The sequence below is a fragment of the Pseudomonas sp. UBA6276 genome, assembly GCF_002438365.1.
Lineage (GTDB): Bacteria > Pseudomonadota > Gammaproteobacteria > Pseudomonadales > Pseudomonadaceae > Aquipseudomonas > Aquipseudomonas coleopterorum.
Genome location: NZ_DJUS01000123.1, coordinates 1 through 16,908 on the forward strand (window position 1 = coordinate 1; position 16,908 = coordinate 16,908).

General features: G+C 64.5%; 17 protein-coding genes. 7 read left to right on the forward strand and 10 right to left on the reverse strand.

Translation table 11 applies throughout. The features are described from left to right. Positions 1–311: 311 nt before the first annotated feature. The 6 genes from B2V21_RS14395 to B2V21_RS14420 all read right to left on the reverse strand — a co-directional run bounded on the left by B2V21_RS14395 (position 312) and on the right by B2V21_RS14420 (position 8,248). Positions 312–1,082 carry an electron transfer flavoprotein subunit beta gene (locus tag B2V21_RS14395; protein WP_286917197.1) on the reverse strand — a complete coding sequence of 257 codons (771 nt, stop codon included), beginning with the start codon at positions 1,080–1,082 and terminating at the stop codon, positions 312–314. A gap of 28 nt (positions 1,083–1,110) precedes the next feature. Further along, positions 1,111–2,331: an electron transfer flavoprotein subunit alpha/FixB family protein gene (locus tag B2V21_RS14400; RefSeq protein WP_286917198.1), complete on the reverse strand. Its 1,221-nt coding sequence runs from the start codon at positions 2,329–2,331 to the stop codon at positions 1,111–1,113. Next, positions 2,331–4,283, reverse strand: a complete 1,953-nt coding sequence (gene dgcB, locus B2V21_RS14405) for a dimethylglycine demethylation protein DgcB (RefSeq protein WP_286917199.1) — start codon at positions 4,281–4,283, stop codon at positions 2,331–2,333. Before dgcB ends, B2V21_RS14400 begins: the two co-directional genes overlap by 1 nt. Positions 4,284–4,448: 165 nt before the next feature. Continuing rightward, positions 4,449–6,509 (reverse strand): dimethylglycine demethylation protein DgcA, encoded by a 2,061-nt coding sequence (gene dgcA, locus B2V21_RS14410; protein WP_282349430.1) that lies wholly within the window; start codon positions 6,507–6,509, stop codon positions 4,449–4,451. Between the two features lie 18 nt (positions 6,510–6,527). Next, positions 6,528–7,058 (reverse strand): DUF5943 domain-containing protein, encoded by a 531-nt coding sequence (locus B2V21_RS14415; RefSeq protein WP_049861387.1) that lies wholly within the window; start codon positions 7,056–7,058, stop codon positions 6,528–6,530. Positions 7,059–7,270: 212 nt separating this feature from the next. Beyond that, positions 7,271–8,248, reverse strand: coding sequence for a dipeptidase (locus B2V21_RS14420; RefSeq protein ID WP_049861388.1), 978 nt, complete (start codon positions 8,246–8,248; stop codon positions 7,271–7,273). Between the two features lie 262 nt (positions 8,249–8,510). Between B2V21_RS14420 and B2V21_RS14425 the strand changes: the two genes are divergently transcribed. Together B2V21_RS14425 and B2V21_RS14430 are read left to right on the forward strand one after the other, a co-directional pair. Further along, a complete protein-coding gene (locus B2V21_RS14425; protein WP_286917200.1) occupies positions 8,511–8,912 on the forward strand; it encodes a lysozyme inhibitor LprI family protein in 402 nt (133 codons plus the stop codon). Between the two features lie 2 nt (positions 8,913–8,914). Next, complete coding sequence (locus tag B2V21_RS14430) at positions 8,915–9,331, forward strand: DUF3010 family protein (protein ID WP_286917201.1); 417 nt, start codon at positions 8,915–8,917, stop codon at positions 9,329–9,331. Positions 9,332–9,367: 36 nt separating this feature from the next. On the opposite strand, the gene B2V21_RS14435 is transcribed toward B2V21_RS14430, so the two are convergent. Both B2V21_RS14435 and B2V21_RS14440 read right to left on the reverse strand, forming a co-directional pair. Further along, positions 9,368–9,625 carry a hypothetical protein gene (locus B2V21_RS14435; RefSeq protein WP_056844657.1) on the reverse strand — a complete coding sequence of 86 codons (258 nt, stop codon included), beginning with the start codon at positions 9,623–9,625 and terminating at the stop codon, positions 9,368–9,370. Between the two features lie 80 nt (positions 9,626–9,705). After that, positions 9,706–10,641, reverse strand: coding sequence for a GlxA family transcriptional regulator (locus B2V21_RS14440; RefSeq protein WP_286917202.1), 936 nt, complete (start codon positions 10,639–10,641; stop codon positions 9,706–9,708). Positions 10,642–10,870: 229 nt separating this feature from the next. Between B2V21_RS14440 and choX the strand changes: the two genes are divergently transcribed. The 4 genes from choX to B2V21_RS14460 all read left to right on the forward strand — a co-directional run bounded on the left by choX (position 10,871) and on the right by B2V21_RS14460 (position 14,387). Next, positions 10,871–11,791 (forward strand): choline ABC transporter substrate-binding protein, encoded by a 921-nt coding sequence (gene choX / locus B2V21_RS14445; RefSeq protein WP_286917203.1) that lies wholly within the window; start codon positions 10,871–10,873, stop codon positions 11,789–11,791. Positions 11,792–11,970: 179 nt separating this feature from the next. Further along, entirely contained in the window at positions 11,971–12,855 is an 885-nt protein-coding gene (locus B2V21_RS14450; protein ID WP_286917204.1) for a 3-keto-5-aminohexanoate cleavage protein, read from the forward strand. 117 nt (positions 12,856–12,972) lie between these two features. After that, the gene (locus tag B2V21_RS14455; protein ID WP_286917205.1) at positions 12,973–13,938 is read left to right on the forward strand and encodes an L-carnitine dehydrogenase; all 966 of its coding nucleotides are present in this window, start codon (positions 12,973–12,975) and stop codon (positions 13,936–13,938) included. Then, the gene (locus B2V21_RS14460; RefSeq protein WP_286917206.1) at positions 13,935–14,387 is read left to right on the forward strand and encodes a thioesterase family protein; all 453 of its coding nucleotides are present in this window, start codon (positions 13,935–13,937) and stop codon (positions 14,385–14,387) included. Before B2V21_RS14455 ends, B2V21_RS14460 begins: the two co-directional genes overlap by 4 nt. A gap of 36 nt (positions 14,388–14,423) precedes the next feature. On the opposite strand, the gene B2V21_RS14465 is transcribed toward B2V21_RS14460, so the two are convergent. Further along, the gene (locus tag B2V21_RS14465) at positions 14,424–15,050 is read right to left on the reverse strand and encodes a hypothetical protein (protein ID WP_286917207.1); all 627 of its coding nucleotides are present in this window, start codon (positions 15,048–15,050) and stop codon (positions 14,424–14,426) included. Continuing rightward, positions 15,047–16,279: an AAA family ATPase gene (locus B2V21_RS14470; RefSeq protein WP_286917208.1), complete on the reverse strand. Its 1,233-nt coding sequence runs from the start codon at positions 16,277–16,279 to the stop codon at positions 15,047–15,049. The genes B2V21_RS14465 and B2V21_RS14470 overlap by 4 nt, the downstream gene beginning before the upstream one ends. A 223-nt stretch (positions 16,280–16,502) precedes the next feature. Between B2V21_RS14470 and B2V21_RS14475 the strand changes: the two genes are divergently transcribed. After that, on the forward strand, positions 16,503–16,760 hold the full coding sequence (locus B2V21_RS14475; RefSeq protein ID WP_056844664.1) for a hypothetical protein: 258 nt from the start codon (positions 16,503–16,505) through the stop codon (positions 16,758–16,760). Positions 16,761–16,908 lie beyond the last annotated feature (148 nt).

Sequence of the window (16,908 nt, forward strand, 5' to 3'; positions counted from 1 at the left end):
TCTGTAGCAGCGGCGCGAGCCGCGTCGGCGGTGCATGCGGTGTACCTGGTTCACCGCGTTGAGGCCGGACGCGGCTTGCACCGCTGCTACAGGGGATCGCGGTGTTTCTGTAGCAGCGGCGCGAGCCGCGTCGACGGTGCATGCGGTGCATCTGGAGGACCGCGTTGAGGCCGGACGCGGCTTGCGCCGCTGCTATAGGGATCGCAGTGTTTCTGTAGCAGCGGCGCGAGCCGCGTCGGCGGTGCATGCGGTGTAACTGGAAGACCGCGTCCGGGGTCAGCGCGTTGGCACTGCAGCAACGCGCGATACGATCAACGCACCACACCTTCCTCGATCAACGCCTTGAGCACCGCCTGCGCGCCCTCTTCGGCGCTCAGGCCTTTGAGCACCTGCCCCCCGCCGCCGCTGGCCTTGGCCGTGGCGGCTTTCATGCGGTCGGCGCCGCTTTTGGCCTTGATCACCTTGAGCCGTTTGGGCCGGGGCTTGGCCGGTTGCAATTCGGCGCTGTCGAACAACTCGTCGTTGATCACTTCCACCTCATCGACCGCCAGCCTACCCCGTTGAGCGGGGCCATAGGCGCTTTGCCGGGGTTTGGGCGCCGCGTTGTCGACTGTGGCCAGCAAGGGCAGGCGCACGCTCAACCGACGTCGCTGACCACGGGGCAAAGCTTGCAACACCTGCGCTACCCCGTCGTCGATGGACTCCACCTCCGCCAAACCCACGATCAGTGGCCAGCCGAGCTTTTCGGCCAACAGAAACGGCAACATGCCCGAACCTTCGCCGGTTTCGGCCTGGGTCCCGGTCAGCACCAGCTGGGCGCCGGCGCCTTGCAGGTAGTCGCACAGTACCGGCAGCGCATCGGCGCCCTGCGGCTGCTCTAGCACGTGCAACTGTTGCAGGCCCATGCCCAGATAAGCGCGCAGGGCCGGCTCGGCGACGTCACCGGCATGCAGCACCTGCAAGTCGTCGCCCGCCAATTGCAGGCCCAGCTCCACGGCGCGCGAGTCCTGGTCGGCGCGCCGAGGCCGGCCGGAGGTCGGGTGGGCGCCGATGGAAACCAGACTGATGACCTTGGTGTTCATGGTTGAGTCTCTCTCATCGAGTCGTGCCTCAGGCAGCGTCGCGTTTGGCCGGGTTGCGGTAGGCCTGGATGGCGTCGATCAAGGCCAGCATGATCGCCTGGCTGTCGCCGATCACCGACAGGTCCGCGCGCTTGATCATGTCGCAGCCGGGATCCAGGTTGATGGCAATGACCTTGTCGCAGCCGCCGATGCCCTGCAAATGCTGGATCGCACCGGAGATACCCACGGCCACATAGACCCGTGCGGTCACCCAGGTACCACTGGCGCCCACCTGCCGATCGCGAAGCATGAAGCCGTCGTCCACCGCTACCCGCGAAGCCCCTTCGGTCGCCCCCAGCGCCTGGGCGGTGCGGTGGAACAATTCCCAATCCTTCACCCCGTTGCCGCCGGAGAAGATGAATTCGGATTCGGCCATCGGGATGGCCGCAGGGTCGACCGCCACGGCACCCAGGTCCTCGATGCGCGGCAGGCTGCGCGCCACGGCGGTGGACAACGCCACCGGCAGCACTTCGTGACGGGTTTCATCCACCGGTTCGGCGCACTCGGCGGCCGCCAGCATCAAGCGCGGCAGCGGCCGGGCAATGTCCTGCTGGCCAGCACCGGCACGGCTGACGCACTGACCGTCCTTGACCTGCCATACCCGTGTCGCGGGGCGCTCACCCAGACGAGCGGCAAAGCGCCGACCCAGTTCACCGCCACCACTGCGGCTGTCCGGCAGCAGCCAGTGCCGCGGGGCGAACTGGGTATCCACAGCCTGCAGGCCCTGAATGCGCTGCTCGGGCGCATAGCCTTCGAATTCGTTGCCATCGAGTACCAGCAAGCGATCCACGCCGGCTGTGTCGAAGGCGGTTTCCTTGTGCTCGCCGAAGACGATGGCCAGTACCGCACCGCCCTCTGCGGCCAGTCGATGCGCCAGGCCCAGCAGATCGCGATCGTGACTGCTCAGGCGGCCGCCGACCATGTCCGGTACCACTGCAACATAGAACGCTGGCGCCGCTACTTGATGCAGCGGCAGTTGCACGGTCGTCGCCGCCGAACGCTTGCTGCCACCGCCCTGTTGAGCACCGCTGCGATCGATTCGCTTGACGCCGTTGGGGCCGATGAAGCCGATGCCATGGGGGTTCTTGCGCATCACCCCGTTGGGTCCCATCCACGCACTGGCCTGTGGCTGCATGGCACTGTGCAACGGGTGCAGCCGGTTGCGGGCGATCCACTCGGCCCGCGGATCGCGGCGAATAATGTCGCTCATCAGTTCACCTCCGCGGCGACTTCACGTTTGGCCGGAACCGGCTTGGCGGGCGCGACAGGCTCTTCCTGCAATGCCTCGGCCACCAGTTCGGCGATGTCCTTGATCAAGGGCCGCGGTTCGACCACGCCTTCGAGCATGGCCGTGCATTGCGGGCAGCCGACGGCGACCAGTTCGGCCTGAGTCTCGCGAATGTCTTCCATACGCATATCGGGGATCCGCTGCTTGCCGGGAATGTCGGTGATCGGCGCGCCGCCGCCGCCACCGCAGCAACGGGAACGGAAGCCCGAGCGCTGCATTTCCCTGACCTCGATGCCCAAGGCCTTGAGCACGTCGCGCGGCGCCTGGTACTCGCCGTTGTAGCGGCCCAGGTAGCACGGGTCGTGGTAGGTGACGCTGCCCCCCTTGTGCTGGCCGAGCTTGAGCTTGCCCGCAGTGACCAGTTCAGCCATGAAGGTGCTGTGGTGCAGCACTTCGTAGTGACCGCCCAGGGCACCGTATTCGTTCTTCAAGACATGAAAGCTGTGCGGATCGCAGGTGACGATGCGCTTGAAGCTGTACTTGCCCAAGGTGCCGATATTGCGCTTGGCCAGCAGCTGGAAGGTCGCCTCGTCGCCCAGTCGCCGGGCCACGTCGCCGCTGTCGCGTTCTTCGAGACCCAGCACGGCGAAATCGACCTTGGCGGCTTTCAGCACCTTGACGAAGGCGCGCAGGGTGCGCTGGTTGCGCATGTCGAAAGCGCCGTCGCCAACCCAGAACAGCACATCGGCGTTTTTCTTGTCGCCGAACAGCTGCAGATTCAGGTCCGCGGCCCAGTTCATGCGGCCACCGGGGTTGAAGCCGCCGGGGTTGTCGGTGGCGATCAGGTTATCCAGCACTTCGGCGCCCTTGTTGGGGGTGGCGCCTTTTTCCAGAGTCAGGTGGCGGCGCATGTCGACGATGGCGTCGACGTGCTCGATCATCATCGGGCACTCTTCCACACAGGCGCGGCAGGTGGTGCACGACCACAGCGTGTCGGCATCGACCAGCCCGTTGACGATCGGCTGATGGGGATTGCCGCCGTGCTCGCCGATGGCCTTGCCAGGGTACGGGCTGCCGGCGAACCTGGCATCGGTGCCACCGGCCAGGCCCACGACCATGTCCTGAATGAGCTTCTTGGGGTTCAGCGGCTGGCCAGCGGCGAACGCCGGGCAGGCGGCCTCGCACTTACCGCACTGCACGCAGGCATCGAAGCCCAGCAACTGGTTCCAGGTGAAGTCCTTGGGCTTTTCCACACCCAGCGGTGCCGTGGGGTCATTCAGGTCCAGCGGCTTCAGGCCGGTCGAGCGACCGCCGCCGAAGCGGTCGGCGCGGCGGTGCCAGGCCAGGTGCAGGGCGCCGGCGAAGGCGTGCTTCATCGGGCCACCCCAGGTCAGCCCGAGAAACAACTCGGATACGCCCCAGGCCACGCCGATGCCCAGTACCACGGCCAGCACCCAGCCGCCGAAGTTCATCGGCAGGATACCGGCCACCGGCAAGGTGGCGATGAAGAAGGTCGCCGAGAACATCAGCAGGCTTTTCGGCAGGCGCATCCACGGGCCCTTGGACAAGCGCGCGGGCGGGTTGAGGCGGCGGGCGTAGACGAAGCAGGCCCCGACGAACATCATCGCCGTGGCCAACAGCAGCGCGTAGCCAAGAATACGGTTGTGCAGGCCGAAGCCGTGCACCACCACCGCCAGCACCGCCGCCAACACCGCGCCACCGGCCGTGGCCACGTGGGTATTGGCGATGTATTTGTCGCGGGCGACCACATGGTGCAGGTCGACCATGTAGCGCTTGGGCATGGCCAGTAGGCCGCCCAGCAGATCGACCTGTGAAGGCCGGCCGCGGCGCCACATATTGATTCGCCGCACCGCGCCCAGGACAGCCAGGGCCAGGGCGGCGAACAGCAGGATGGGAAGCAGTGTATTCAGCATGGTGAAGCCCCTGCGGACCAAGAGGTCCCAATAACGGGAAGCCGACGCGGACTCTGTCGGAGCGGGCTCTGTGGGAGCGGGCTCTGCCCGCGAAAGAGGCACCGCGGGGGTCCAATTCGCGGGCAGAGCCCGCTCCCACAGAGATCACAGTGCACCGGGACGGCGTCAAAAATCCTTGCACAGGCGCAGCGCGTCGTAGATCGCGGCGTGGGTGTTGCGCTGGGCCACGCAGTCGCCGATGCGAAACAGCAGATAGTCGTCGCCCGTGGTACTCAACGACGGCTGCGGCTGGATCGCGAACAGGGCGTCGATGTCCATCTGGCCCTTGTTGCGCGAACCCTGCTTGAGTTCGTAGTAGAGCTTCTCGTCGGGCCGCACGCCGTTCTCCACCACCACCTGATCGACCACCCGTTCTTCCTTGGCGCCGGTGTATTCGTTCTCCAGCACCGCCACCAGCTTGTCGCCCTCGCGGTAGACCTTTTCCAGCATGAGGTCGCCGGTCATGATCACTTCCTTGGGGTACATGCTGCGGTAGTAGGTCGGGAACGACGTACCGCCGATCGCCACGCCCGGCTTGATGTCGTCGGTGACGATCTCGACCTGGCTGCCCTTGTCGGCCAGGAAGTCGGCCACCGACATCCCGGTGAACTCGCAGATGGTGTCGTACACCAGGACGTTCTTGCCCGGCGCGACCTTGCCATCGAGCACGTCCCAGCTGCTGACCACCAGACCCTCGGCGGCGCCCCAGTGCTCGCCCTGCTCGAGAAACGGATGACCGCCCACGGCCAGCACGACGATGTCCGGGCGCAGGTCCATGAGGGTGTCGGCATCGGCGGCAGTGCCCAGGCGCAGATCGACTTTCAAGCGTGCCAGCTCCAACTGGAACCAGCGGGTGATGCCAGCGATCTGGTCACGCTGCGGCGCCTTGGACGCCGTGGTGATCTGGCCGCCGATGAATTCCTTCTTCTCGAACAGGGTCACGTCGTGGCCGCGTTCGGCCGACACGCGCGCCGCTTCCATACCGGCCGGGCCGGCACCGACCACCACCACCTTGCGCTTCACGCCGGTGGATTTTTCGATGATGTGCGGCACGCCCATGTATTCCCGCGACGTGGCGGCGTTCTGGATGCACAACACGTCCAGGCCCTGATACTGCCGGTCGATGCAGTAGTTGGCACCCACGCATTGCTTGATCTGATCGACCTGGCCCATCTTGATCTTGGCGATCAGGTGCGGGTCGGCGATGTGCGCGCGGGTCATGCCGACCATGTCCACGTAGCCGCCTTCCAGAATGCGCGTGGCCTGGTTGGGATCCTTGATGTTCTGCGCGTGCAGCACCGGGATGTTCACCACTTCCTTGATACCCGCCGCCAGGTGCAGGAACGGCTCCGGTGGATAGCTCATGTTGGGGATGACGTTGGCCAGCGTGTTGTGGGTGTCGCAACCCGAGCCCACCACGCCGAGGAAATCGAGCATGCCGGTGTCGCTGTAGTACTTGGCGATTTCCTTCATGTCCTCGTGGCTGAGGCCGTCGGGATGGAACTCGTCGCCGCAGATGCGCAGGCCCACGCAGAAGTCGTCGCCGACTTCCTTGCGCACGGCCTTGATCACCTCGATGCCGAAGCGCATGCGGTTTTCGAAGCTGCCGCCCCACTCGTCGGTACGCTTGTTGACCCGTGGGCTCCAGAACTGGTCGATCATGTGCTGGTGCACCGCCGACAGTTCCACGCCGTCCAGGCCACCGGCCTTGGCCCGCGCCGCAGCGCTGGCGTAGTTGCCGATCACGCGCCAGATCTCTTCGGGCTCGATGGTCTTGCAGGTGGCGCGGTGCACCGGCTCGCGAATGCCCGAAGGCGACATCAGCGTCGGCCAGTGCTCGCCGTCCCAGCGCGAGCGACGGCCCATGTGGGTGATCTGGATCATGATCTTGGCGCCATGTTTGTGCATGGCATCGGCCAGGTTCTGGAAGTGCGGAATGATCTTGTCGGTGGCCAGGTTCACCGATTTCCACCAGCCCTGAGGGCTGTCGATGGCCACGCTGGAGGAGCCGCCGCAGATGGCCAGGCCTATCCCGCCTTTTGCTTTCTCTTCGTAGTATTTGACGTAACGATCGGTGGTCATGCCGCCATCGGTGGCGTAGACCTCGGCGTGCGCGGTGCTGAGCACGCGGTTGCGGATCGTCAGCTTGCCGATCTGGATCGGCTGGAACATCGCTTCGAAAGCCATGGCGGCGTCTTCCTCGACTTACAACGGTTTCACGGTGAAGAGGCCATCTTCGTGACCTTCTTCGGAGCCGCCGTAGACTTGCTCGGCGACGGTACGAATGCTGCTGCCGCGGGCGGCGAGAATCTGGTCCATGGCCCCGGCGAACCAGCCGGTGAACATGTAGTCGACCTTGCGCCCGACCTTGCCGTACACGTAGACGAAGCAGGAGTGTTCCAGCTTGACGCTGCAGGTGCCTTTATCCAGATCGATGTCCTGGATCTTGAACAGCCCCCAGCCGCGCTGCGACAGACGCTTCATGTAGTGCTCGAACACCGCGACGCCTTCCAGGCCATGGCATTCGGCTTCTTTCTCGCACCAGTGCCAGGCGGATTTGTAGCCAGCCTTGTAGAGGATCTCGGCATAGGCGTCGGCGCCCAGCACTTCCTCGATACCCATGTGGTTGTTGACGAAAAAGTGGCGTGGCACGTACAGCATCGGCAGGGCATCGGAAGTCCAGACGCCGGTTTCGCTATCGACTTCGATGGGCAGTTGCGGGGCGATCTTGGCCATGATGAGTGATCTCCGATAAACATGATTCGAGAAAGCAACGCAGAACCGCTTTGCTCGTAGATAGACAGTTGTGTGAATGCCTTTGGAGCCGTAGCGAGCACGTCGAGAGCAAGGAAGGACCGGAGTGAAAGGCGAGACAGTACCGAGGTACGGCGAGCTTTTCGCGAGGACCTGACGCAGCTATCGGCGGGCGCAGTAGGCTCCAGAGGTATTCATTCGCCCCAGACGTCCTTGAGGACGTTGACCCAGTTCTCGCCCATGATCTTGCGCACCACGCGTTCGCTGTGGCCGCGCTTGAGCAGGGTTTCGGTGAGGTTGGGGAATTCGCCCACGGTGCGGATGCCCAGCGGGTTGATGATCTTGCCGAAGCTGGTCAGGCGGCGGGCGTAGCCCTTGTCGTGGGTCAGGTATTCGAAGAAGTCCTGGCCGTGGCCCTGGGTGAAGTCGGTGCCGATGCCGATGGCGTCTTCGCCGACGATGTTCATGGTGTATTCGATGGCTTCGGCGTAGTCGTCGATGGTCGAATCGATGCCCTTGGCCAGGAACGGCGCGAACATGGTCACGCCGACGAAGCCGCCATGGTCGGCGATGAACTTCAGTTCTTCGTCGGACTTGTTGCGCGGGTGTTCCTTGAGGCCCGAAGGCAGGCAGTGGGAGTAGCACACCGGCTTCTTGGATTCGAGAATGACTTCTTCACTGGTTTTCGAGCCAACGTGGGACAGGTCGCACATCACCCCCACGCGGTTCATCTCGGCGACGATTTCGCGGCCGAACCCGGACAGCCCGCCGTCGCGCTCGTAGCAGCCGGTCCCGACCAGGTTCTGGGTGTTGTAGCACATCTGCACGATGCCCACGCCCAGCTGCTTGAACACTTCCACGTAGCCGATCTGGTCCTCGTAGGCATGGGCGTTCTGGAAGCCGAAAAGGATGCCGGTCTTGCCGATTTCCTTGGCCTTGCGAATGTCGGCGGTGGTGCGCACGGGCATCACCAGGTCGCTGTTCTCGCGCATCAGCTTCTGGCTCTTGCAGATGCTGTCGACGGTGGCCTGGAAGCCTTCCCACACCGACACCGTGCAGTTGGCCATGGTCAGACCGCCCTTGCGCATGTCCTCGAACAGCTCGCGGTTCCATTTGGCAATGATCAGCCCGTCGATAACGATGCTGTCGGCGTGCAATTCGGCTGGGCTCATCAGGCGGTCCCCATCAGGCAAGTCAGGCGCCGAATCGTATGCCGGCGCTTCATGGGGCCAGCATATGCCTGAGCGACACGGCGACCGGATGCAAAAACGACAGGGGAATTGCCGAAAGCGTCAACGCCCGACGCAAAACGGAACCGCGTCCGGCCACTCCATGAAAAATGCTGCCTGCCATCGCTCTGCCCCTATGCTTTACCCCGCCCCTGAGACAGAATCACCGGTAATCATCACTGTTCAACGGGTTAGGTAGATCCTCATGAGATTCACGCTGCTGATGCTTGCCCTGCTGTCCTTCGCCGCCCAGGCCGAAGAGGCCGATGGCCCCACCCCGTGCGACAACGTGGAGACCGATCAGCAGAGCTACGATTGCTCGGCCTACAACCGCAAGACGTCGGAAACCGAAATGAGCGAGTCGTACACTGACCTGCTCGACCGCATCAACTCCCAGTTCCCCAAGGGCTCACCCGAGCTAAAGGCGTTCACCGACAGGCTCAAGGCGGCTCAGGACCTGTGGACCAAGTCGCGCGATGCTGATTGCGACGTGTACACGGTCAATGCCGGCAAAGGCACCAAGGCCTATGAAATCGCCCAGAACGACTGCCGCGCGCAGAAGAGCGACGAGCGTTCCGAGTTCCTGCAATCGGTGGGCCTGGAGTGAGCGTGAAAATAGCCGGGGTCGAGATCAAGGGTAGCGAAGCGATCTTCGCGGTGGTGGAATACGGTGATGCCGCGTTGGCGCATCTGCCCACCTCTTTGAAGAAGATTGCCCTGGAAGACGATGACATCGCCGCGAACGTGCGGCAGTTCCAGGGACAGGTGGCCGCTTTCGTCCGCGATAACGGGTTGAAGATGCTCGCCGTCAAGAAACGCGGCAAGAAAGGCGGGTTCGCCGGCGGGCCGACCACCTTCAAGATCGAAGGCGTGCTGCAGCTGCTCGAAGGCTGCGAGGCGGTGCTGGTGTCGCCGCAGACCATCAGCGCCCAGGCCAAGAAGCTGGCCGAGCTGCCGGGTACCTTGAACAAGTACCAGCACGAAGCCTACAAGGCCGCCTGCGCGGTATTGCTCAAGGCCCGGTGATCAAGCCCCAGTGATCAAGGGAGCATCAGCCACCCTTCACTCCTCCTCGTTTACCCGGCAATTCAGGCTGATGTCGGTCGGATTGCCAGGGTCCTGCGCCATGAAGGCGCGGGTCTTGCCCTCGGCATCCGCCAGGTTGTCGGCCTCCACGGGCAGGTCCACCAGCGTGTTGTCCCAGGCGTCGGCCGCCTGATTGTCGATGACGCGACAGTCGTACCAGGCGGCCGATGCCGGCCCGGCCAAGGTCAGAAGCGCCGCGGTAACCAGGCTCGATGCAATGACGTGCTTGCCCATTTCGATGATTCCTTTATCGATGAATGAGCGCGCAGGTTAGCGGCCGCATGGCGTGCAGGAACGGTACATATGCATTGGCTTTACTGGCGCCGATCCTCCCGCGGACAGCGGGCAAAACGCGCCCGATAGCTGCGGGTGAAATACGACGGTGAATCGAAACCACAGGCGATGCTCACCTCCAGCACACTCATCGGTGTCTGCCGCAGTAATTGCCGGGCTTTCTCCAGACGCAGGCGCAGGTAGAAGTTGCTTGGCGTGTCGTTCAAGTGCAGCCGGAACAAGCGCTCCAACTGGCGTCGCGTGACCTTGGCCAGCTCGGCCAGTTGCAGCGTGCTCAGCGGCGGTTCGGTGTGCTGTTCCATCTCGCCGATCACTTGCACCAGCTTCTTGTTGTCGATGCCGTAGCGCGAGGCGATCTGCATGCGCTGATGGTCCTTGCGCGGCCGGATGCGGCCAACCACGAATTGCTCCGACACCTGGATCGCCAGCTCGCTGCCGTGGGCCTGGCCGATCAGATCGAGCATCAGGTCGATGCAGGCGGTACCACCGGCGCAGGTGATGCGCGCGCTGTCGGTTTCGAACAGTTCCTGGCTGGCGCTCAGTGCAGGATAGGACTCGCGGAAGGCGTCCAGAGCCTCCCAGTGCAGCGCGACCCGGTGGCGCTCGAGCAGGCCCGCTTCGGCCAGGACAAAACTGCCGGTGTCGATGCCGCCCAGCGTCACCCCTTCGCGATCCAGACGGCGCAGCCAGTCGCGCAATGCCACATCGAAGGTCGCCAACGGCTCGAAGCCGGCCACCACCAGCAATGTCGCGCCGTTGGCCAGCGACCCGAGCGCGCTGTCGGCATTCACCGACATGCCGTTGCTGGCCAGCACCGCGCCGCCATCCAGGCTCAGCACCTGCCAACGGTAAAGCTCGCCACGAAAGCGGTTGGCCACACGCAGCGGCTCGATGGCCGAGATGAAACCCATCGCAGAAAAGCCGGGCAGCAGCAGAAAGTGGAAGTCTTGGGCCATGGCGTGCTCTGTGATTTCTGCGGCGCAATCCTGTGGGCGCGGGGCGGGCGGCGAGCCCTCTGCCCGCGAAGAGGGCTTTGTGAAACACCACTAATACCCAGCACGTCGCCACTGTGCAAGCGCCGGTCGCCGCAGTGCGATTTTTCCCGCAGCAGGCTGCGTACCTTATGCAAACGGTGCGTAGACACCGCCCCCATAACAATTCGAACTGCCGCTTGAGGGAGCCATCATGAACAGACTGATCAGCTGCTGCCTGCTGATGCTTACCGGTACCGCACTGTTGACCAGCATCGCCAGCGCTGCGGAACCGGCCAGCTGCAAGAACGTGCGCCTGGGCGTGGTCAACTGGACCGATGTGATCGCCACCAGCGCCATGACCCAAGTGCTGCTTGAAGACCTGGGCTACAACGTCAAACAGACCAGCGCTTCCCAGCAGATCATCTTCGCCGGGATTCGCGACCAGCGCCTGGACATGTTCCTGGGCTACTGGAACCCGCTGATGACCCAGACCATCACGCCCTTCGTGGAGCAGAAGCAGGTGCGCGTGCTCGACCAACCGAGCCTCAAGGACGCCCGCGCCACCCTGGCCGTACCGACCTACCTGGCCGACAAGGGCCTGAAAAGCTTCGCCGACATCGCCAGATTCAAGAAGGAACTGGGCGGCAAGATCTACGGCATCGAGCCGGGGTCCGGCGCCAATACCCAGATCAAGGACATGATCGCCAGGAACCGCTTCGGGCTGGGTGACTTTCAACTGGTGGAGTCCAGCGAGGCCGGGATGCTGTCGGCGGTGACCCGCGCGGTGAAGCGCAACGAGGCCATCGTGTTCTTCGGCTGGGCGCCGCACCCGATGAACGTCAACCAGGACATGACCTACCTGACCGGCAGCGAAGACGCCCTGGGTCCGAACGAAGGCATGGCCACGGTGTGGACGGTGACCGCGCCGGACTACGCCAGCCGCTGCCCGAACGCGGACAAGCTGCTGAGCAACCTGACCTTCACGGCCACAGACGAGAGCCGAATGATGCAACCGCTGCTGGAGCACAAGGACGCCTTCGACTCGGCCCGGCAATGGCTCAAGGACCACCCGCAAGACCGCCAGCGCTGGCTGCAAGGCGTGACCACCTTCGACGGCAAACCCGCCTCCTGAGCACCCTGTAGCAGCGGCGCCTGTGGGAGCGATTTCTACCCGTGAACGGTTCACCACCGTAAACGGTGGACCGCGCCGCACCTGTGGGAGCGGGTTCTACCCGCGAAGGGTTCACCACCGTAGATGGACAAGACTGCGCAGCACCAGCCACACAGCACAGACCCATAAGGATCCCTGCAATGAACCACGACGTCATCATCACCTGCGCCTTGACCGGTGCTGGCGATACCACCGCCAAAAGCCCTCACGTTCCCGTTACGCCGAAGCAGATCGCCGCTGCGGCCGTGGAAGCCGCCAAGGCCGGGGCCACCGTGGTGCACTGCCACGTACGCGACCCACAGACCGGCCGCTTCAGCCGCGACGTGGCGCTGTACCGGGAAGTGATGGAGCGCATCCGCGAGGCGGACATCGACATCATTGTCAACCTCACCGCCGGCATGGGCGGCGACCTGGAAATCGGCCCCGGAGAAACGCCGATGGCCTTCGGTGCTGGCACCGACCTGATCGGTCCCCTGGCGCGCCTGGCCCATGTCGAAGCGCTGCTGCCGGAGATCTGCACCCTGGACTGCGGCACCCTGAATTTCGGTGACGGCAACAGCATCTACGTATCCACACCCGAGCAACTACGTACAGGCGCCCGGCGCATCACCGAGCTGGGGGTGAAGGCGGAGCTGGAAATCTTCGACACCGGCCACCTGTGGTTCGCCAAGCAGATGATCAAGGAAGGACTGCTGCACGATCCGCTGTTCCAGCTGTGCCTGGGCATCCCTTGGGGCGCGCCGGCCGATACCACCACCATGAAGGCCATGGTAGACAACCTGCCGGCGGAGGCGGTGTGGGCCGGCTTCGGTATCGGCCGCATGCAGATGCCCATGGCCGCGCAGGCTGTGCTGCTCGGCGGCAACGTGCGGGTCGGGTTGGAAGACAACATCTGGCTTGAGAAAGGCGTGCTGGCCACCAACGGTCAACTGGTGGAACGGGCCAGCGAGATTCTGACCCGGCTGGGGGCTCGGGTGCTGACACCGGCCGAGGGGCGGCAAAAGATGAACCTCGTTCGGCGGTGATTTTTTTGTGTCCTCAAAGGCCTCTTCGCGGGCAGAGACCCGCTCCCACACGGTTCGTACCCATCTTGTGGGAGCGCGAAGAGGCCCTCACCCCACACACCTCTTCAGGAACAACCCATGACCTACATCACCCACATCAACACCTTCGCTGCCCTGGGCAGCGGCGTCATCGGCAGCGGCTGGGTTGCCCGCGCCCTCGCCCATGGCCTGGACGTCGTCGCCTGGGACCCGGCGCCCGGTGCCGAAGCTGCCTTGCGCCAGCGCATCGCCAATGCCTGGCCCGCCCTGGTCAAGCAAGGTCTGGCGGCGGGTGCAGCGCAGTCGCGGCTGCGCTTCGTGGCCACCGTCGAGGACTGCGTGCGCGACGCCGACTTCATCCAGGAAAGCGCTCCGGAGCGGCTGGAACTCAAGCTGGAACTGCACGCGCGCATCAGCGCCGCCGCCAAGCCCGACGCCTTGATCGGTTCCAGCACCTCTGGCCTGCTGCCCAGCGAATTCTACGAGGGCGCCACACACCCGGAACGCTGCATGGTCGGGCATCCGTTCAACCCGGTCTACCTGCTGCCGTTGGTGGAAGTGGTCGGCGGCCGACACACCGCACCCGAGGCAGTCCAGGCGGCTATCAGCGTTTACGAAAGCCTGGGTATGCGCCCGCTGCACGTGCGCAAGGAAGTGCCCGGTTTCATCGCCGACCGCCTGCTCGAAGCGCTGTGGCGCGAAGCCTTGCATCTGGTCAACGACGGTGTGGCCACAACGGGCGAGATCGACGACGCCATTCGTTTCGGCGCCGGCTTGCGCTGGTCGTTCATGGGCACCTTTCTGACCTATACCCTGGCGGGCGGCGACGCCGGCATGCGGCACTTCATGAACCAGTTCGGCCCAGCCCTGAAGCTGCCCTGGACCTACCTGCCCGCGCCGGAGCTGACCGACACACTGATCGACGACGTCGTGGCCGGGACCTCGGCGCAACTGGGGAAACACAGTATCGGGGCCCTTGAGCGTTACCGCGACGATTGCCTGCTGGCGGTGCTGGACGCGGTACGGGTGACCAAGGCCCGCCACGGCATGAGCTTCGAAGAATGATCACCTACCAGACGCCCGTGCTCGCGGAGTGGGTGGACTACAACGGCCATCTGCGCGACGCGTTCTACCTGTTGATCTTCAGCTACGCCACCGACGCATTCATGGCCCGCATCGGGGTCGATCCGCAGCGTGACCAGCACTCGCTGTTCACCCTGGAATGTCACCTCAACTACCTGCATGAGGTCAAGCTGGGGACGGAGGTGCAGGTGCGCACGCGGGTGCTGGCCCATGACCGCAAGCGAGTGCAGGTGTACCACACGCTCCACTTGCAAGGCGTGGACGAAGTACTGGCAGCCAGCGAGCAGATGCTGTTGCATGTAGATCTGCAGGGGCCCAAATCGGCGGTGTTCGGGGAGGTCTCGCTGGCGGTGCTGGGCGAGGCTTTCGAGGCCCAGCGGCATCAGCCTGCAGCCGAGTATGCCGGACGACGGATTGCGTTGCCTGGCTGAATACCGTGTTGCGTGGTTCGCGGCCACGGACCGCGCCTACGGGGTTTGGCTTGCACCGTAGGAGCGGTCATCGGCCGCGAAAGCTGCACCACGCACTTCCTGCCGCTCCACCGCCGCGGCAATCAGCGGCGCCATCTCGCGCAGCCCTTCGAGCCCGATCTTGCCCTCCTCGAACAAGCGCAACCACTGCCGCCGCACGCGCATCACGCGCTCGTCGTCGCGCAATGGCAGGTGCTTGAGGGTGTACTCGGCCCGCGCCCTCACCGCTTCGGGCACTTTGTCGGTCAGCACCAGTTGCAGCGACGGCAGCAACACCTCGAACCAGCCCTCGCGCACCTCGAACGGATCAAGAAAGTCCTCGGCTTTCTTGCTGCCCTTGGCACTGTTCATCCAGGCATCGACATAGCGGTAGTTGCTCCACTCGTAGGCCATGCCGCGGTCCTCATCACAGCTGATGAAATGCTCCACGGTGCCGCTGGGAATGTACATGGCGCCGAAGGCACAGCGGTTGGCAAAGCCTTCGCCCAACTGCGGACGAAACGGCGACCAGTAGTCCCGCGGCCTGCCAACGTCAGGGTTGTCCTGCAACCAGGCGTTGCCGCGCTGGCGGCAGCGCTCGTCGAAGCCGTGGGGCTCGGGCAGTGGATGAACGAGTTCGATCATGCCGGCAGGCCTCCCTTGGCGACGATCCAGGCTGGCCAGAAATGATCCCCGGTGGGCAAGGTTCGCAACAGCTGCAACTGGATCGCGTCCTCGCTGTCCAGCTTCTCGGGCAAGCCGGATCGCTCGCCGCGCATCCAGGCTTCGGCGGCACCGATGGCCGCTTCCGCTTCCACCGAGCGGGCCTGGCGCAGACCGAAACTCTGGGATACCAGCCAGTTCACCGCATCGCCCTGAGCCGCCCAGGTTTGCTGGTGCAACTGCACCTGGCCTTCCTCCACGCTCAAGGTGAACAGCGCATCGCGCGCCTCGACGAACCGGGTCTCCATGGAGGCCAGCACCAGCGGCGAATGGGTGGCCACGATCATCTGCACCGCCAGGCGCTGGCGAGTCAACGCGCCGACCACATCCATCAGCGCAGGGACGATGCGGCGCTGCCACTGCGCATGCAGATGGCACTCGACCTCATCCACCAGAAACACCAGCTCATCGCTCGGCCGTACTCCGGCCAGGCGACAGGCGCGGCGGTGCCCTTCCCAGGTCCAGACCAGCATGTAGGCCAGGGCCACCACGCGGCGGATCGCACTGGAAGTTTCAGGCAAGGGCACCCGTCCCTGGGGCCGCTGCAGGGTCGGGTATTCGGTTTCATCGAGCAGGCCGATGTGGCACGGCCGACCGGGCAGCAGTAGTTCCTCGCGCGACGGTGACAGTGCGCGCAGGACCTGCTTCAAAGCGGCGAACGCCTTGCAGCCGTAAGTACGCTGCCAGCGTACCCAGTCGTTGATCAAGCCGTTGCACAAGCGCCCCTGCCCCGCCATCGACGTACCGTGCCACAGCTGGTTTTCATCGAAGTGATAGGCCGCCAGCTCACCCGCATTACGCACCGGATCCCAGGCACTGAAGGTGCCGTTGGCATGGGCATACACCACCAGCGAACGGCTCGGGGTAACGTCGCCTACCGGCGCCCAGCGGTCTCGCTGCCAGGCCCATTGCCCGGCGCTGCGGTCTGCGCCGGTGAAACGATAATCGATGACCGGCAGCGCCGACGACTCGCGCGCCTTGATCGGCTTGCCTGCGGCCCAGGTGCGGGTCAGCACCCACCATGCCGTATCGAGCACGAAGCTCTTGCCCAGACCGTTGTCGCCGGTGATGAAGTTCAGCCGTGGCGCCAGTCCGATCGGGCCCAGGGCTGGAGAGGGGCCGACGCCTTGAAAGGAGAGAAAGTCGAGCATGTCCGTTGCCGTCCATTGAAAGTGAACGGCAAGGGTATTCAGGCCCGCCCCGCCAAGTGCCATACCCGGTTGCTACATGGCTGGCTTACAGCCGCTGCGAACACGGCGAAAAACGACCTGTTCGTGTGCAATCCGGCCATGCGGACCACCGCCTCTTGCTCAGCGCGTGCGCGGCTACCAGAATCCGGACAACGTCACGCCACCCATAAAAAGGATCAGCATCATGATGCATGCGGACTTGATTGATCAGGAGGACCTGCTGGGCCAGCTGCGCGCACTGGGTTTCGAGATGCCCGCAGGCGCCACGGCCGAGCAGGCCTGTGAATGCGCAGTGCGCGGCCTGGACAGCGGCCGGGCCCAGGCCCTGCGCAAGATGGTGGAACAGATGCTGACGGGCAGCGCGACCATCCTGCCGGCGGTCCGCCAGGCGATCGACCGGACCTTGCTGCCGGCATTGGCCCAACATTCGAAGCGGGCCTGAATTTCAACGCAGCCCCAGCTGAGCCCATTGTGGGAGCGTGGCGGGTAGTCTGACCTATCGCGGCGCGCTCTTCGCGGGCAGAGCCCGCTCCCACAGGGTTTACATCACACCTGTGGGAGCGGGGCGGGCGGCGAGCCCTCTGCCCGCG

What these genes read in the sequence shown, in the direction of transcription:
- B2V21_RS14395 (WP_286917197.1), bottom strand. Translation starts at nt 1,082, where the DNA reads ATGAACACCAAGGTCATCAGTCTGGTTTCCATCGGCGCCCACCCGACC.
- B2V21_RS14400 (WP_286917198.1), bottom strand. Translation starts at nt 2,331, where the DNA reads ATGAGCGACATTATTCGCCGCGATCCGCGGGCCGAGTGGATCGCCCGC.
- dgcB (WP_286917199.1), bottom strand. Translation starts at nt 4,283, where the DNA reads ATGCTGAATACACTGCTTCCCATCCTGCTGTTCGCCGCCCTGGCCCTG.
- dgcA (WP_282349430.1), bottom strand. Translation starts at nt 6,509, where the DNA reads ATGGCTTTCGAAGCGATGTTCCAGCCGATCCAGATCGGCAAGCTGACG.
- B2V21_RS14415 (WP_049861387.1), bottom strand. Translation starts at nt 7,058, where the DNA reads ATGGCCAAGATCGCCCCGCAACTGCCCATCGAAGTCGATAGCGAAACC.
- B2V21_RS14420 (WP_049861388.1), bottom strand. Translation starts at nt 8,248, where the DNA reads ATGAGCCCAGCCGAATTGCACGCCGACAGCATCGTTATCGACGGGCTG.
- B2V21_RS14425 (WP_286917200.1), top strand. Translation starts at nt 8,511, where the DNA reads ATGAGATTCACGCTGCTGATGCTTGCCCTGCTGTCCTTCGCCGCCCAG.
- B2V21_RS14435 (WP_056844657.1), bottom strand. Translation starts at nt 9,625, where the DNA reads ATGGGCAAGCACGTCATTGCATCGAGCCTGGTTACCGCGGCGCTTCTG.
- B2V21_RS14440 (WP_286917202.1), bottom strand. Translation starts at nt 10,641, where the DNA reads ATGGCCCAAGACTTCCACTTTCTGCTGCTGCCCGGCTTTTCTGCGATG.
- choX (WP_286917203.1), top strand. Translation starts at nt 10,871, where the DNA reads ATGAACAGACTGATCAGCTGCTGCCTGCTGATGCTTACCGGTACCGCA.
- B2V21_RS14450 (WP_286917204.1), top strand. Translation starts at nt 11,971, where the DNA reads ATGAACCACGACGTCATCATCACCTGCGCCTTGACCGGTGCTGGCGAT.
- B2V21_RS14455 (WP_286917205.1), top strand. Translation starts at nt 12,973, where the DNA reads ATGACCTACATCACCCACATCAACACCTTCGCTGCCCTGGGCAGCGGC.
- B2V21_RS14460 (WP_286917206.1), top strand. Translation starts at nt 13,935, where the DNA reads ATGATCACCTACCAGACGCCCGTGCTCGCGGAGTGGGTGGACTACAAC.
- B2V21_RS14465 (WP_286917207.1), bottom strand. Translation starts at nt 15,050, where the DNA reads ATGATCGAACTCGTTCATCCACTGCCCGAGCCCCACGGCTTCGACGAG.
- B2V21_RS14470 (WP_286917208.1), bottom strand. Translation starts at nt 16,279, where the DNA reads ATGCTCGACTTTCTCTCCTTTCAAGGCGTCGGCCCCTCTCCAGCCCTG.
- B2V21_RS14475 (WP_056844664.1), top strand. Translation starts at nt 16,503, where the DNA reads ATGATGCATGCGGACTTGATTGATCAGGAGGACCTGCTGGGCCAGCTG.